This window comes from Ruegeria sp. CDSA193 (assembly GCF_059611885.1).
This window is the reverse complement of record NZ_JBXWPN010000002.1, coordinates 521,959-537,667: the sequence shown is the minus strand read 5'-3', so window position 1 is coordinate 537,667 and position 15,709 is coordinate 521,959. Positions and strand designations below refer to the sequence as shown.

13 protein-coding genes and 2 pseudogenes are annotated in these 15,709 nt (G+C 52.9%); 9 read left to right on the top strand and 6 right to left on the bottom strand.

Translation table 11 applies throughout. The annotated features are described in order from the left end of the window. Window positions 1-706: 706 nt before the first annotated feature. Window positions 707-913, bottom strand: a pseudogene (locus AC2FLG_RS05435) (isochorismatase family protein); the annotation flags it as partial. A gap of 145 nt (window positions 914-1,058) precedes the next feature. Here AC2FLG_RS05435 and AC2FLG_RS05430 point away from each other — a divergent pair. Beyond that, window positions 1,059-2,282, top strand: a complete 1,224-nt coding sequence (locus AC2FLG_RS05430; protein ID WP_496705343.1) for a YbfB/YjiJ family MFS transporter — start codon at window positions 1,059-1,061, stop codon at window positions 2,280-2,282. 97 nt (window positions 2,283-2,379) lie between these two features. On the opposite strand, the gene AC2FLG_RS05425 is transcribed toward AC2FLG_RS05430, so the two are convergent. Both AC2FLG_RS05425 and budA read right to left on the bottom strand, forming a co-directional pair. Next, window positions 2,380-4,032 carry an NAD-dependent malic enzyme gene (locus tag AC2FLG_RS05425; RefSeq protein WP_496705341.1) on the bottom strand — a complete coding sequence of 551 codons (1,653 nt, stop codon included), beginning with the start codon at window positions 4,030-4,032 and terminating at the stop codon, window positions 2,380-2,382. 123 nt (window positions 4,033-4,155) lie between these two features. Next, on the bottom strand, window positions 4,156-4,950 hold the full coding sequence (budA, locus tag AC2FLG_RS05420; protein WP_496705340.1) for an acetolactate decarboxylase: 795 nt from the start codon (window positions 4,948-4,950) through the stop codon (window positions 4,156-4,158). Window positions 4,951-5,128: 178 nt separating this feature from the next. On the opposite strand from budA, the pseudogene AC2FLG_RS05415 reads away from it, so the two are divergent. Both AC2FLG_RS05415 and AC2FLG_RS05410 read left to right on the top strand, forming a co-directional pair. Next, window positions 5,129-5,595: pseudogene (locus AC2FLG_RS05415) on the top strand (IS6 family transposase); the annotation flags it as partial. Window positions 5,596-6,049: 454 nt separating this feature from the next. Beyond that, on the top strand, window positions 6,050-7,003 hold the full coding sequence (locus AC2FLG_RS05410) for an autoinducer binding domain-containing protein (RefSeq protein ID WP_496705338.1): 954 nt from the start codon (window positions 6,050-6,052) through the stop codon (window positions 7,001-7,003). Window positions 7,004-7,049: 46 nt separating this feature from the next. On the opposite strand, the gene AC2FLG_RS05405 is transcribed toward AC2FLG_RS05410, so the two are convergent. Next, entirely contained in the window at window positions 7,050-7,616 is a 567-nt protein-coding gene (locus AC2FLG_RS05405) for a recombinase family protein (protein WP_496705337.1), read from the bottom strand. A 109-nt stretch (window positions 7,617-7,725) separates the two neighbouring features. Here AC2FLG_RS05405 and AC2FLG_RS05400 point away from each other — a divergent pair, with 109 nt between their 5' ends. The 5 genes from AC2FLG_RS05400 (at window position 7,726) to AC2FLG_RS05380 (ending at window position 13,253) form a co-directional block, all read left to right on the top strand. Then, window positions 7,726-9,183, top strand: coding sequence for an NCS1 family nucleobase:cation symporter-1 (locus AC2FLG_RS05400; RefSeq protein WP_496705336.1), 1,458 nt, complete (start codon window positions 7,726-7,728; stop codon window positions 9,181-9,183). A 222-nt stretch (window positions 9,184-9,405) separates the two neighbouring features. Next, the gene (locus tag AC2FLG_RS05395; RefSeq protein ID WP_496705335.1) at window positions 9,406-10,839 is read left to right on the top strand and encodes an NCS1 family nucleobase:cation symporter-1; all 1,434 of its coding nucleotides are present in this window, start codon (window positions 9,406-9,408) and stop codon (window positions 10,837-10,839) included. A gap of 347 nt (window positions 10,840-11,186) precedes the next feature. Beyond that, the gene (locus AC2FLG_RS05390; protein ID WP_496705334.1) at window positions 11,187-11,861 is read left to right on the top strand and encodes a phosphatidylserine decarboxylase; all 675 of its coding nucleotides are present in this window, start codon (window positions 11,187-11,189) and stop codon (window positions 11,859-11,861) included. 12 nt (window positions 11,862-11,873) lie between these two features. Beyond that, on the top strand, window positions 11,874-12,620 hold the full coding sequence (gene pssA, locus AC2FLG_RS05385; RefSeq protein ID WP_496705332.1) for a CDP-diacylglycerol--serine O-phosphatidyltransferase: 747 nt from the start codon (window positions 11,874-11,876) through the stop codon (window positions 12,618-12,620). Window positions 12,621-12,629: 9 nt separating this feature from the next. Next, window positions 12,630-13,253, top strand: coding sequence for a class I SAM-dependent methyltransferase (locus AC2FLG_RS05380; protein WP_496702492.1), 624 nt, complete (start codon window positions 12,630-12,632; stop codon window positions 13,251-13,253). A 149-nt stretch (window positions 13,254-13,402) separates the two neighbouring features. On the opposite strand, the gene AC2FLG_RS05375 is transcribed toward AC2FLG_RS05380, so the two are convergent. Next, window positions 13,403-13,699: a hypothetical protein gene (locus AC2FLG_RS05375; RefSeq protein ID WP_496702388.1), complete on the bottom strand. Its 297-nt coding sequence runs from the start codon at window positions 13,697-13,699 to the stop codon at window positions 13,403-13,405. 448 nt (window positions 13,700-14,147) lie between these two features. Between AC2FLG_RS05375 and AC2FLG_RS05370 the strand changes: the two genes are divergently transcribed. Further along, window positions 14,148-14,660 carry a cold shock domain-containing protein gene (locus AC2FLG_RS05370; RefSeq protein WP_496705331.1) on the top strand — a complete coding sequence of 171 codons (513 nt, stop codon included), beginning with the start codon at window positions 14,148-14,150 and terminating at the stop codon, window positions 14,658-14,660. Between the two features lie 100 nt (window positions 14,661-14,760). Here the strand turns inward: AC2FLG_RS05370 and AC2FLG_RS05365 are convergent, their stop codons facing one another. Then, complete coding sequence (locus AC2FLG_RS05365; RefSeq protein WP_496705329.1) at window positions 14,761-15,582, bottom strand: PP2C family protein-serine/threonine phosphatase; 822 nt, start codon at window positions 15,580-15,582, stop codon at window positions 14,761-14,763. Window positions 15,583-15,709: the final 127 nt, after the last annotated feature.

The window sequence follows — 15,709 nt, the reverse complement described above, 5'->3', positions numbered from 1 at the left end:
TTGATTTCAATAAAAGGTAATGAAATCAGGCGTGAGGCAGGGCGCGGGTCAAACGCGTGGGATCGAGATCATTGCGCTCGGCAACGCGTTTGGCGATAAATTCGAAAGTTCGCGTTGCTGTGGTCTGTACGAAGCGTGGACAACTGTCTTGAAGCAGAACGGACGTGTTGCTGATGCGGCAAGCTTCGCAATCAACGGTCACTGGTGCGCTGTCGCCATCTATATTTCCGCAGATGCCGCTCAACTGCCCGCCTGCTGCGATATAGGCGGTGAGTTCCGGGGTCGTAGACGTGGGAGCTGTCCGATGCGCAAAGCCCTCAGCTATGAGTGCGACTGTCAAAGCAGTCACAATACACCACAGAGAGTTTGGAAGAGAATCCGCACATAACCGTCCCGTAGCCGATCCAACATCGCGATGCCAGTTGGAAGATTTGTATTTCTGTAGTTCTGCTTCTTGGACAACCGGTGAAAAGCGGACGCTCGCGCAAAGCGCAGCATTCGTGACGTTGGGCTCAGAGCGGCCGTCACAGCCGGTGCAGCATTATCCCCTGCCCCACCTCAAACAGAATTCCCGGACGGGCACATACCTGGCGTTCGTGAGCTTGGTTAGCGCCGCAGTGCAGCTTCCCCAAAGCGGTCGTTGACGACCGATCGCAGCATTCGCAAGGTTTGCGTTTCTCGAGCGGTTCCCGGTCGTGGTGGCGTGCTATTGTAAGAGATTGTTGATAGATTCGCCCGCAATGGCCGTCGACGACACGCATATGCTCGTCGAAATGCCACAAACGTACAGCGTTTCACCAGGAGTCAGGTGACTCGGAGGTGCCGACTGAAAAGCCGACAGACGATTGCGACGAAGCAGAATGTCGTCTCGCAGTCGAGCGACCTCTGAAGCAAGCTCAACACCCGGCCATCCAAACTGGCAGGTCGTTGCTCAGTTGAACTCACATAGCGTAGACGAAAGCAGCGCGGCAGCTTGTTGAGAATATTTAATCTGCTGTTTCTCAGGTTAAGCCGCACGGGGCTGACTAGGATCTGTTGAGATTGCACAGCCACCCACAATGGGGCACGGTGTTGTTCAACCTGGAAGAATATTCATGAATTCGGCAAAAACTACTAACCCTTGGCTCATATTGCTGGGCCTTGCGCTTGGCGTCAGCATATCCAACGCCTTTGGCCGCTTTGCATACGGCCTAATTCTACCATCAATGAAAAGTAGCCTCGGCTGGAACCTCACTCAATCTGGTTGGCTAAACACCGCCAATTCGATTGGCTACATAATGGGTGCAATCCTAACACTTTTCCTGATCCGCCATATTTCGCCGTCACGGCTGTTTGCTGGCGGCACTGTGGCGACCGCACTGTGTCTGTTAATAACCGGGTTAAATGAGGACCTCGTATTTCAAACCGCTTGTCGTACATTGGTCGGGTTGTTCGGCGCTCTTTCCTTTGTATCAGGCGGCGTTCTGGCGGCATCGCTGTTCCAGAACTGCGCCCGAAGGAATGCACTGGCTATCGCCTTGTACTTTGGCGGCGGCGGTGGGTTTGGTATCGCCTTATGTGGCGCAACCCTTCCGACTATGCTGGACGTTTTCGGGCCGCAATTCTGGGACTGGGCGTGGATCGGAGTTGGGATTGCAGCTCTGATCATTTGTCCATTTTCCGTTTGGGCGTCCACAAAGCTAAACAAAGCCGAGCACGACGCAGCGCTTCCTTCCATTCCTCCGGTGCGCAGGATGTTAGGCGAACTCGGCGGATACGCGCTGTTTGGGTTGGGTTACATAGTCTACGTAACTTTTATCGCTGTCTGGATGAAGGAGCAGCATTCCAGTGCCCTGTTGACCACGGCAACGTGGATGATCCTTGGATTCAGCATTATGGCGTCGCCATTTGTTTGGCGTGGGATATTAGCCCGCTTCGCTTCTGGGACGCCATTGGCGTTGATCTTAGCCGGCGTCGCTTGTGGTTCAGCCCTGCCGATCCTTGTTCCAAACGGATATGGATTGATCATGTCGGCGCTCGTGTTTGGGCTGTCGGTCTTTATGCCGCCCAGTGCTGTCACCAGCTTTGTCCGCCAGAATCTGGATCAGCAGGATTGGGGTGCAACCGTAAGCTTTTTTACAGTTGTTTTCGCTATCTCACAAACACTCGGACCGATCGGAGCCGGCGTCATCGGAGACATAACCGGAGAAATTGGAGATAGCCTTGTAGTGGCCTCTGCCGTCCTGCTGGTGGGTGCCCTTTGTGCTGCGATGCAAAAACCACTCGGGCGTGCGGTGGCGTAACCGTCCTGTTCCGAACTGCGCTCATTCACTACAACAGACTAGATGGGTTCTGACTGCGCGAAGAATAGCGCTCTGGTCACTCCAGCGCGGGTCTGCTTCAGGCCATTGCCTCATAGTGCGGGATCCAGAACTTCGCCTCTATCGCCGCTTTCAGGTCATTTTCTGAGGATTTAGGCGCAACCCCGTCCGATTGCGCCTGTTGACCAACGGCAAATGCAATAGCCTTGCTGACCTGGCGAATGTCCTCCACATCGGGCAGCAGGCTTGCGGTGCGATCAGACTTCGCAGGCGATAATGCAGCCAAGGCCTCGGCGGCGGCCATGAACATTCCGTCAGTGACTCGGCGCGCGCCTGCCGCCAGCACACCCAAGCCCATACCCGGGAAAATGTAGGAATTATTGCATTGCGCGACATGGTGCGTCTTGCCGTTGTAGACAACGGGATCAAACGGGCTTCCGGTGGCGACTATTGCAAGGCCATCTGACCAGTTGATAATATCTGCGGGCGCGGCCTCAATTCGCGATGTCGGGTTCGAAAGCGGCAACACGACAGGATGATCAGTCTGAGCCGCCATTGCACGGATGATTTCTTCAGAGAACAAGCCTGCCTGACCGCTGACACCCACCAAAATATTGGGTTTGGCCTGATTAATCACATCCAACAGGGAAATTTCACCATTGGACCAGTTCCTCACTTTGTTGAAGGGTTGGACAACCTGCTTCTGGAACGGCAGAAGATCTGTCATCGCATCGGTTAACAGGCCATTCCGATCCACCATGTAGACGCGCTCACGCGCCTCGGTTTCGGATAGTCCTTGCCGGATCATGAGTTGAACTAATTGTTCTGCGATACCCACTCCCGCTGACCCGGCGCCGAGGAACGCGATGGTAGCGTCCTTTAGTGGAATGCCGGTGACATCTGAGGCAGCCAGCAAAGTGCCCGCCGTTACCGCAGCCGTGCCCTGGATATCATCATTGAATGTACAGAGCTGATCGCGATACCGCGCAAGCAGGGGTGCCGCATGTTGCTGTGCAAAATCCTCGAATTGCAGCAACACATCCGGCCACTTGCGCATTACCGCCTGCACAAAAAGATCGACGAACTCGAAATAGTCATCCCCGGTCATGCGCTCATGACGCCAGCCGATATAAAGGGGATCTTCCAGCCGTTCCTGATTGTTGGTGCCGACATCCAGTACCACGGGGAGTGTCACAGAAGGGGGAATTCCGCCGGCGGCGGTATAGAGCGACAGTTTCCCGATAGGGATCCCCATACCACCTGCACCCTGATCACCCAAACCCAAAATCCGCTCTCCGTCGGTAACGACAATGGCTTCGACAGAGGGCAGGATGGCGTTCTCAAGTATGTCATCGATCCGGCCACGCTCTGGGTACGAAATGATAAATCCGCGTGGGTGATCATAGATTTCACTGAACTGCTTGCAGGCGTCACCCACAACGGGTGTGTAAATTATCGGCATCATCTCGGTCAGATGCCGCACCAACAGAGCGTAGAACAGAACCTCGTTGTCATCCTGCAGGCCACGCAGATAGACATGTTTGTCCAGCGGTGTCTCTTCGCGCTCAAAGGCGGCATAGGCACGATCTCCCTGGGTTTCGAGCGTTTCGATGTGTGGCGGAAGAAGACCTAGCAATCCAAGCTTTTCTCGTTCGTGTAGAGAAAAGGCAGTACCTTTGTTCAAGAGTGGGTTTGTCAAATACTGTAAATTTACAGGACCGGAATCGACCATAGGTTACGCTTTCGGATCGGCACGCACTGTTTGCACGCGACGTCCAGTAAAGTCAGCATTATAAGACGACAATTGCAACGAACTTAGAGCACGGTTGCATATAACCATCTTGCATAGAAGTGCCTAAGTATTGTTACTCTCTGCACTTAGGATGCTGTCGGCCGAAGCGCCTGCAGACAGATTAGCGTCTGAAAATGATCTGGTTTCTGGAAGTTCAAGATGCAGAGAAGACGTATGATCAATTTCTATTCGACCGTTGGTCAGAGTGTAATCCAGGACGTGTCCTCCTTTGCTCAGATCGCTGGAAATAAAGTGTAGGTGGTAACCCGGGACGCCGATCCCGACGGCATAATCCGGGCACCGAAACCCCAGAATTGTCCCCTCGACGTTGTTCAGCTCAAACTCAGCCTGCGTTTTTACGACCTCCAGCAGAGGTTTGTATGGTTTCTCCTGCCGTAGAACGTTTCTGTACTTTATGTGTTTAATGTCGCCGGTAAATCGAACGGCATAGAACAGGTTTCTTGCCTCCGCCAATGCATCAAGCTGGGCCTCAAGAGCATCCTTTTGTGTTTCTCTGTCCAAAGTTAGATAAACCGCTGGTTCGAAATTGATGACGGCAGCATAAGGTGTCAGAGCCTTGTCGCTTGCGACCGAAGCATTGCCATTCCCGTCGAGGCGATAGGCAACGCCATCCAACACGATCATTTCTCCGTCGAGCGCATTGAACGTACCCAGGCCGAAGTTTCCATGTTCCAGCAGCTGTTCGATGAAAACGGTCCCGTCGTAAACGCCCTGCATAACTGCGCTCAGCAACGAAGCCTGATAATACTCATGTGCATGTTTTTCCGATTGGAAACCCCGTTCTCTGGAATGACTAGCCAGGGCCGTTGCAAAAGTAAGCTCTTTATCTTGTCGCATGCTGTTTCACCAATCTATCTGCCTGGCGTCTATACATTTTCGACCATTCGAAACTGTCTTGCTTTCCAGTATCGCGTGCCTCTCGAGATCGGGCAACACAAGAGATTATTTGATAATTTACAGCTTCATAGGGCATTGCAAAGATGATCGTGGGATTGCGCCGGGATAACCGATCATCATGAGAACGCCACGGACAATGCCGCGCCGGAAGGGCTTTCACTTTCCCCGCGAGATCATCGCCTAAGCTGTATGGGCTTATCACCGTTTCGCCCACAGCACGGCCACTGTCGAGTATTTGCTTGCTGAGCGCAGTGTAATCGTCAGCCCGGCAATGGGTTAACCGCTTTGGCCGTCATTTCGCCGACTGCATCAAGCGGGACCGGCCAAAGGCGACCGACAAATGGCATTTGCACTAAGTTGTTTACCGATCACCGGTTGGAAATGCCGACTCTGGCGGGCAGTGGATGCGAATGGGAATACCCTTGATTTTCTTGTCCAACCACAGCGAAACGCCAAGGCGGCCAGGCGCTATTAGAGCGATTGATCTCGCAGTTCGGCAAACCCCGTGTCGTGATCACGGATAAGTTGCGAAGCTATTTCAAGCCAATCTACGATCTTGCGCCGCACGCGGATCACCATCGACATGATCTCACCATCTGCGTTCCGTCTCAGGAACCTTTTTGCTGCGCGGTGATCGCTCACGGCTTTATCGCTATCTGACACATAGCCCTAGCGGCGCTTTTTGCGCTCCCCTGCCCTGCTGCAGATGTCGACGAAATGAAGGCTGAATTTCGTTCCTGGCCGCGTGCTGACAAGATGAAATACATGACGCCGGATGGGCTTAGATCACACGCTCAAGATGCCCACGACCTACGGAAACTGAACCGCGCAAGACCACAAAAACGGTTATTGCCGTGACGAGTTTTGCGCTGCCAGCTAGTCAATTTCATGTGTCTCATCAGCGGCTTTCCGCTCTGTTACCGTCCCCATAACAGACCCGTATTCAAATGTTCGGTTGGCTACGGGAATTCCCGAATAGTTAGTTCAGTTTTAGGTTGCTACTCCGCCCCGACGGCAACGCAGGACAGAAAGACGATCTATGAAAATTGCAGATATTGGCAATTCTGAACTGGATCTCTGGCAATCTGGGGAAGCTCTTCTTCTGGAAATTTGCCAAAAGTTTGGATTTGAAAACGCCTCCTACGCCCACATCGACAAGCATCATAATGTCGTTCATGGCTGCACTACATTTCCAGAGGAATGGGCCAAGTATTACGTCGACAACAATCTCGTTTTGGCCGATCCCCTCATTCGTTTCGGCGCCCAAATTATCGCACCAATCGACTGGGCAGTGTTCGACGACCAAGCCGACTATGCAGCGCTTTTTCAAGCGGCCAGAAGGTTTGGAGTGGGGCAAAACGGTCTTTCCATTCCAGTGATCAACCCTTTTGGCGAGCGCGGCGTGTTTACCGTCACGTCCAATATGGCTCGTCCTGAGTGGAGCGCCTTTATCGCGAAAAAGCTCCCTGCCCTACGCCAGGAAGCGCAGGTCCTGCATCTGCTTGCCCTCGATGTCATAGAAACCGTATTCAACTTTCCATCGGATTCCCTGTCTGCGGATGAACTGGATGTGTTGAAGATGTTCGCGTCGGGTTTGAAACCGACTGTCATTGCCAGGAAAACGCGGCACGCTTCGAGAACGATCGATGTTCTGACTGCCTCCATCACTACCAAGCTCAAGAGTCGGACGATCGAACAGGCGGTTGCCCGAGCTGTCAGTACCGGTATCCTCAAATGGAGCGATTTCTTTGCCGACCCCGTGGCAGAAATAGTCAATCCAGAACGTCAGCGGCTGTGCGGTGGGATCGTCCGTTGGGGCGGCAGGTCCCATGAGTTGATCGCCTTTGACGACGGCAGACTCGCTCGAAACATTGATAGTTTTCGGTCCGCCCAAATCACAGACCTCGCGAGAGAGTTCAACTTGAGTTCAAAAAAGATGGTCGAAGAACTTGGGTGTAACCGTGATCAAAGATTGTGGGTCAGGTATCTTTGAATTCGCATTGAAAAAGCGCAAAGGCGCAAATTACACATAATTTCTCTTACCCGGGTTCGGCTTGCGCAGTCTTGAGCCGAGAGATTGTGGATCTGCTCACACCCAGCATACGACCGATCTCTGCCGCAGTCTTGCCCATCGATAGCAGGGAAATCGCCTCTTCGCGTTCCGTTGCGCTCAGTTTTTGTGGTCGTCCTTTACTCAGGCCGAAGGATTTGGGCCGATCTTCCACTGCACGGCTTTCCAAGTCAGCCAACCCAAGCTCATAGTCGATGACTCCGCCTAGTACTTCCAAGACCATACTCGCGCGCCCGTCTGCGGTATTGATCCAGGGTTCAGACATTGACCGAAATGCCGCTCCTTTTTCGTGAAGCCGTTCTAACAGATTGAATAGCTCTGCGATCGAGTCAGCAATCGCAGACAGACGAGACACGACGATTACGTCACCAGCCGAAACATCCGTCAGAAATTCCTCCAGCGTTTCGCCTCGGTTGGTCCCGTCTTGCGCGGTATCGCTCCATATGCGGTCGCATCCCTGACGTTTAAGCTCACTGAGTTGAACCTCACTTCGGTACCATTTCGATGATACCCGCGCATATCCGATTTTTACCATTTTAAATCAGTCTCGTAGGATTGGATCACAGTAGTTCTTGACTTTTGCACGCATTTATGACCGTTTTATTGCACGCAGTTCTGCACGACAATAGCGCTGAATCTGTGCAATGACAATCGCCGCAGCGAATGACCGGGACGAAATGCAGCATTCTCTTACAGAAGCTACAAAGGATTCCAGCCTCTACAACGAGGACCTGGCCCCCGTTCCTATCGAAAAGCGCGATTGGGGTTGGTTTGAGCTCTTCAATGTCTGGGCCAACGATGTTCAATCGCTGTTTGGGTACACATTGGCGGCGTCGCTGTTCCTGACTTACGGGCTGAATGGCTGGGCGGTGTTTGCGGGTATCGTGTTGGCGGGATTCATTGTCATGGGGCTCGTCAACTTGATCGGCAAACCCAGTGTCAAATATGGAATTCCATTTGCTGTAATGGCACGAGCCAGCATGGGCGTTCGCGGGGCGAATTTCCCTGCCCTCATCCGGGCTGTCGTGGCCATCTTCTGGTACGGTGTACAAACATATTTTGCATCGACTGCACTTGCCTTGGCCATGGTCGCACTGATCGGGGAAAATGGCCCTGCAATCTTTCTGGGCCTCAGCGTCATCGAGTGGGGTGCCTTTCTGGCAGTCTGGGCCTTTCAGATTGCACTTTTCTGGAACGGTATTGATCCGATTGTCGGTTTTCTCAATTTCGCTGGCCCATTTGTGTATGCGGTGATGGTGGCGCTGGCCATCATGATCTGGGTCGAAGTCGGCAACGATCTCTGGCTGGAGGTCGGCACTATTTTCCGCGGAACCGGCGACTACAAGGGCAACTCACTTGGCGCATTCGCTGCAGTCGTGGGCACAATGACCGCCTATTTTTCGGCCGTGGTGATCAATTTCGGCGATTTTTCCAGGTTCGTACGGTCAGAAGATGAAATGCGAAAGGGTAACCTGATCGGTCTACCGATCAATATCGCCTTCTTTTCCCTGATTGCTTTGATTGTAACGGCAGGTACTGTCGCAATCTGGGGCGAGGCGTTAACCAACCCGACCGCTATAATTGCAAGGGTCGATTCCTTGCCACTAACACTCCTGGCGGCGGCGACATTTCTGGCCGCCACGGTCGGCATCAACCTCGTCGCCAACTTCATACCACCCGCATACGATTTGGCGAACCTTATGCCCAGTCGGATCAATTTCCGCGTTGCCGGGATAATTACCTCGGCCTACGCGCTGGTGATTGGCGGGCTTTGGGTATCGACGATCAGCCAGATCGGTATCTTGGGGTTTGTGAACACATTAGGCGCCATTCTGGCACCTGTTTATGGGATCATCATCGCAGATTTTTATCTGGTGAAATCCGGTGAGCTGGACGTTGATCAGCTTTTTTCGGCGGCCCGCGACGGCCCCTATTTCTACAGTAACGGATGGAATATGGCCGCGATCGTGTCGTTCATCCTTCCGGCTACATTTTCGGTACTCACAGTCTGGGTTCCCATGCTGAATACGCTGTCAGGCTTTGCATGGGTGATTGGCGCAGGATTTGGAGGTGTTTTCTACTGGGCAATTGCAAAGCGCTGATAGGCTGAGACATCCACCAGTTTGATGCCTACGGGCAGAGCAACCGATTGCAGATACATGCAATCGGACTGGATCGATTTGTCTCAGACAACAAGCCGACACGGGAACGAACGTCGCAACCATGCAACGGAAACGGTTCAGGCCACAAACCCTGAATCGATGGGCGGCTATTGCCGCAAATCTTGGGGGCTCGCCCTCCGAAATCAAAATGGGAGGACCATTATGGTAACCGCAGAAACAACTGCAAAAAATGCAAGTACTACAGATCCGGAAGGTGACACGCTAAATCCGGTCACGCCCAATGAAAAAACCTGGGGCGCGTTTGCAATTTTCAACATCTGGGCCAACGATGTTCAATCACTGTTTGGCTATTCGCTAGTTGCGTCACTTTTTATATCCTACGGCGTTGGGGGTTGGACAGCTTTCCTGGCACTCATCTTCGCGGGGCTGTTCGTTATGTGGATGGTGAACTTATCCGGCGCGCCCGGAGAAAAATACGGTATCCCCTATCCGGTTCTGGCGCGCGCCAGTATGGGCACAACCGGATCCAAGCTACCGGCAGTATTGCGGGCCACAGTCGCTGTCTTCTGGTATGGCGTTCAGGTCTATTTCGCTTCGACCGCCCTTTCATTGTTGATCCGTTCGATAACAGGCATCAGCGGTGGTGCAGAGATGTTAGGTTTGACGGGCATCGACTGGCTTGCCTTTCTCCTCGTATGGGTGTTCCACATCGTCATTTTCTGGCGCGGCATGGGTTGGGTCGAGACATTTCTGAACTTTGCCGGACCATTCGTCTATGCGGTAATGATAGGCTTAGTCATCGTGCTATGGCAGCGCGCGGACGGGCAGCTTCTGAACGCAACCGCGACCATCTTCGCCAACCCAGAAGGCACCTTTGGATCTGAAGTTAAAGGCTTCATCGCCATATTCGGAACTATGGTTGCCTATTTCTCAGCCGTGATGATCAACTTCTCGGACTTTTCGCGCTATTCCCGCGACAAGGCATCCATGAAGGCCGGTAATCTTGCCGGTTTGCCGCTGAACATGATCCTTTTTTCGGCATTGGCGCTTTTGACGACTGGCGGTGCCGCCGTGGTCTTTGGTGAAGAAATCATCAACCCGACCGAGATCGTCGAGAAGACCGACAGCGTTCTGCTGGCCATCATCGCAGCGATTACCTTCTTCGCTGCAACCGTTGGCATCAATCTGGTCGCGAACTTCATTCCGGCGGTGAATGGCATAGCCAACCTGGCCCCTGGTAAGATCAGCTTCCGTCAGGCAGGTCTGGCCACTTCAGTCTTTGCCTTGGTAATTGGCGGTCTTTGGACGGCCATTATCTCGAATATCGGCATTGCCGGGTTCGTGAACACGCTCGGTGCGACTCTGGCTCCGATCTTTGGGATCATGATCGTAGATTACTACAAGATTCGGAAGGAAGAGCTGAATGTGGACGACCTCTACAACATGGAAGGCGGTGCCTACCATTATGGTAACGGTTGGAATGACTCGGCACTAATTGCCTTTGGTTTTGCTTCAGTATTCTCGGTCGCTACTGTTTGGGTGCCAGCACTGGGAATTCTGTCAGGATATGCCTGGATCATCGGTGCGATACTTGGCGGTGTTATCTATAACGCTATGGCCAAGAAGAACACTTAATCTTTCAGAAGATAGATGGCGGGCGGCGCGCCGCCTGCCATCAGGTATTGAGGTTGTTGACAGTGGCTCTGACCAAAAGCTGCCTGCAATGGAGTGCTAAAGAGATCGCAGTATGGAGCATTTGGAGCTTTTTGCATGGATCAGGGATCTATAACGGTGCGGAATGCCACAGCGAAAATCTGGCGCCTGGTCCAACCCCCAATACCTGGGCATCAAAAAAGCTGTCAGTAGAACCCATCAAATTGTAACACCCCGCCATCAATCGTTGCCTACCGCAATAGTCCCACTTGCCTTCCCTACCAATCCACTTATGAAGTTCAATCAGTTGACCTAAGGGAAAGATTGCGATGCGCATGCGCGATACGTTCATCAAACCGATGCACCCGGAAGGTATTCGGTTTGTCGCGATCTTTGCCGCCATTACGGTCGGCCTGTTTCTCCTGTCTAACATTCTGGGCTGGATTGGTGTCGGCCTCACGATCTGGTGCTACTATTTCTTTCGCGACCCGGAACGCGTGCCACCCACAGGAGAAGGGTTGATCGTCAGCCCAGCGGACGGGGTGGTTTCGCTGATCGAAGCGGCGGTGCCGCCGAACGAGCTTGGAATGCCTGACACGCCTCTCACCCGTGTCAGTGTGTTCATGAGTGTCTTCAACTGTCATGTGAACCGCACGCCAATTGAAGGTGAGATTACCGCTGTTGCATATCGCCCCGGCAAGTTTTTCAACGCATCCCTGGACAAGGCCAGTGCTGATAATGAGCGCAACAGCCTGCGCATTCGTATGAAAAACGGTCAGAATCTGGCTGTTGTCCAGATTGCCGGCCTGGTGGCCAGACGGATTGTCTGCTTCGTGAAGCCAGGCGCAGCTATGCAAACTGGAGAACGATTTGGATTGATCCGCTTCGGGTCGCGGCTGGATGTTTATCTTCCTGATGGCATGGTCCTACAAGTGCGTGTAGGGCAAACGATGATTGCGGGCGAAACCGTCCTTGCCAGTTTGCCCATGCCTGAAGAAAAGTAGGTAACTGGATCAGTGGAAAAACCACCCAAACAGGAAGAGACCGAGTTTGCGCTGATCCATTTGTTGCCGAATGCATTGACCATAACGGCCATATGCGCGGGCCTGTCAGCAATCAGATTTGGCGTTCAGGGCAATTACGTGCTCGCTGTCCAGTTGATAATTGCCGCCTGTGTGCTGGATGGGCTGGATGGCCGTATTGCGCGCCTTCTCAGCAGTGACAGCAAACTGGGGGCCGAACTAGACTCACTTGCAGATTTCTTGAACTTCGGGGTCGCCCCACCGCTCGTTCTTTATTTCTGGGCCTTGCAGGATATACGCAGTGCGGCTTGGATTGCGGTTCTGTTTTTTGCGGTGTGCTGCGTCATGCGACTTGCCCGGTTCAATGTGGGCGGCAAATCCGAAACCTGCGATCAAGATGGGGCCTATTTCGAGGGAGTACCCGCCCCTGCAGGGGCGCTGCTTGTCATGTTGCCAATGTATCTGTCCTTCGCCTTCGCCGATGCCCCTTTGCTGCCCAGTATATTGATTTGCCTTTATATGGTGATCATCGGTCTTCTGCTTATCAGCCAAATACCGACTTGGTCATTCAAGACGACGCGAATCTCGCGCGAGAACGCAAAGTTTTTTCTCATCGGTGTCGCTGTTGCGGGGGCCGCATTGCTGACTTTCGCCTGGGCTACGTTGATTGTGCTTTGTTTCGGATATGTGGGCACGGTCGCCTGGGCGTGGCTCGACAGGGGAATACCTTCTAACCATTAAGGACTCGATATGGACATCAAAGCCGTTCAAACTTCCTATGCTCGCTGGGCCCCCATCTACGACAAGACGTTTGGGGCAGTTACCAATGTCGGGCGGCAGCAGGCGGTTGATTTTATCAATAGACGTCCAGGCAAAGTTCTGGAGGTTGGCGTCGGCACCGGACTTTCGCTGGAACATTACGGGCCCGAAACGCAAGTGACCGGAATCGATTTCAGTGAGGACATGCTGCAAAAGGCGCGCGACAAAGCAAAAGATCTATCGCTGGACCATGTTGTCGAGCTGAGGCAAATGGATGCCCGCACGCTTGATTTTCCCGACAACTATTTCGATACGGTCGCGGCAATGCACGTGCTATCCGTCGTACCGGAACCGGAAAGGGTAATGGCGGAAATAGCGCGGGTCTGTAAACCGGGTGGAAAAGTAGTGATTACCAACCATTTCCAACGAAAGCGGGGGTTGCTCGCATCCTTGGAACGCGCGATTGCTCCGGTCGCAAATACGATTGGCTGGCATTCTGATTTCGATATTGAAACAGTTCTGCAAGAGGATGCGCTTGCCGTAGAGGAGCAAAGAACCCTTCCACCTCTGGGGATGATGACATTTTTGGTACTGAAAAAATCAGTTGTCACGTAACGGTTCGGTGAAAGAACTTGGTACGGCTGCAAACAGGAAACTGAGAAACACCAGCTTTCCTCGATATTTAAACAAAATTTAGCTTACGATGCTTCTTCGTGTAGCCACAACGCTTTGCTACCAAACCGTTTTGCGGTGTCTTCAGCTTTTTACGGTGTGTTTTCATTGCTGTTGCTCAATTTCTTCGCGAATTTCGATGCAGGGGTTGCTACTGTCCTCGGATCTCCATGGCCGTCGTAGGCACAACCCGCCAGAAACCGGCTCACATCGGCATCAACATCGGTGAGCAGATCTGGCCGCAGTTTCTCGCCCACATGTTCCGTGACCACCTCCGCTGCGGGGATATCGCCGGTTTCCGGATCAAGCCCGATATGCAGCTTGCGCCAGGCTTTGCGGGCTTTCCTGATGCCGTGCTTTTCTTCATGCCAACCGTCGCCGCTACGCATTTTCAGACCCGTGATGTCCACTATGAAGGTGATCGGCTTACTTGCGTCGAGGTGACGCCCAGTTCTGCACAACACCTTCAGAAATCCAGACCCTCACGCCACCTCGAAGCCCGAGACTTTCGTTGTAATCCGAGCAATGGGGTCGTTCTCAATTACCTATACACAGCGGTTTTCAGAGAAACCGCCACAGGTTTCTATGACCTTGCGTGTCCCGGGAGCGAGAGAGTCATTTGAAACCCGCGAGGGATCGGATTGAGCCAATTAGAGCGGTATATCTGCACCGCTTGCTCTGACCCGGTCGCTCAGATCACACGCGGCCCGGCGCCCGGGAATAGCAACTGCAAATTTGACTTTGCGTCAGGCAGATATTTTTAAACATGACTAATAAATACCACATTTACTGATCAGGTTTGCAGGCGAAGGTTGTGACGCTTAATGGTAACCGGTTATGGACGGATCAAGACTAGGTGATGTTTCACTGGGGCACATCACAGGAACATTGAAGTGGTTTTCGGCTAAAAAAGGCTATGGCTTTTTAACCTGCTCTGTGACCGGCAAGGATGCTTTGCTGCATCAAAGTGCGCTGCACGATTTCGGCCAGACCTCAATCGCCACTGGATGCACGGTAGAGGCACTGACACGCGAAGCGACAAAGGGGTTCCAAATTGTCGAAATCCTGCGCATCCAGTCAGAAGCCGCCCCCGCAGCGACGAAGCAGAATGGCAATGCCTCCCGGCAGATAGCCTCGACCTCGGTTCTGCCGGCCAGGGTCAAGTGGTTTAGTCAGGAAAAGAACTATGGGTTCGTCAATGTTTTCAATGACGGCAGGGACTGTTTTTTGCACGCAAACACACTAGCAGAAGCCGGTCTTGGATTGGTGAGCGTCGGAGAGGCATTGGGCGTTGAGGTGAGCGATGAACCCGGCGGCAGAGTTGTGGTTTCGGTTCAGGCCTGGACATGAAATAGTCCCGAGAATAGTCGGCAGCCAAAGTGCATCGCAAACACGGATTTAGCGCCCGAAAATTGCCCAGACCCATCTTCATCGCCAAAGCTGCTGGGCCTTACGGCGCGCCGAACTTCACCACCGAAAACACCACATTGTCCTGATCAGGATGGTTCAACTTTGTCAAAGCCCCCATCAGGTTTTGCGCGATAGCAGCGCTGCGCTTTTCGCAATCTTGTGTGACAACATCCAAAATTTCATCATTGCGTAGAAATTGAAGGCCATCGGAGGCGACGATCAGAATATCGTCGGCACAAAGTATCAGCGGATCAGCGGGGCAATCCAATTTGGCAATATCCCCGCCATAAACGACAGATATAAGCGTGTTCCGGTCGGGATGACAGCGCGCGGCTTCGGGGTCCAGCATTCCCAGTTTCGCCATCATATCTATCTGAGGCGCCATCGAGTGATCCTCATTCAGCTGCATCAGCTTTTGGTCACGCCAGAGATAGAGCGGCGAGTCCCCAATCGAAAGCCAAAACACACGATCTTGGATGCAGACCAGCGCAACCAAAGTCGCCCCCATGCCTTTGGTTTTGTGCTCTTTGATGCTGGCAAGGTGAACTTGGCTATTTGCCTCTTGGGTCGCGCGATGAAGGAAATCTGTGACCTCAGCATTCGATGACTCACAGCTCAGGCCGGTGGATCTCCAGCAGTTCATCACCGCATGGACGATGAGGTTCGATGCAACATCACCTGCTGCGTGCCCCCCCATACCGTCGGACAGAATAATAATTCCGAAATCGGATCCGGCCGGGATGTCGGTCAGAATGGCATCTTCCTGATAGTCACGTGCGCCCTGGTTGATCGCTGTCGCAACGTCAAACAATTCGACAGCACGTTCCCGTGCCAGATGTTTTAAAGCATTTCCAATCTGCATAAGAAATCTCTCCGAAAGTGAAAGAAGAAAACCCTTCCAAATAAATTCTGTACTTTCCTGCAGTGCTGGGGCTTCTCAATGATCTGGACCAAAACATGAAAGGCGACAATCAAAGCTCCAGTGCGAC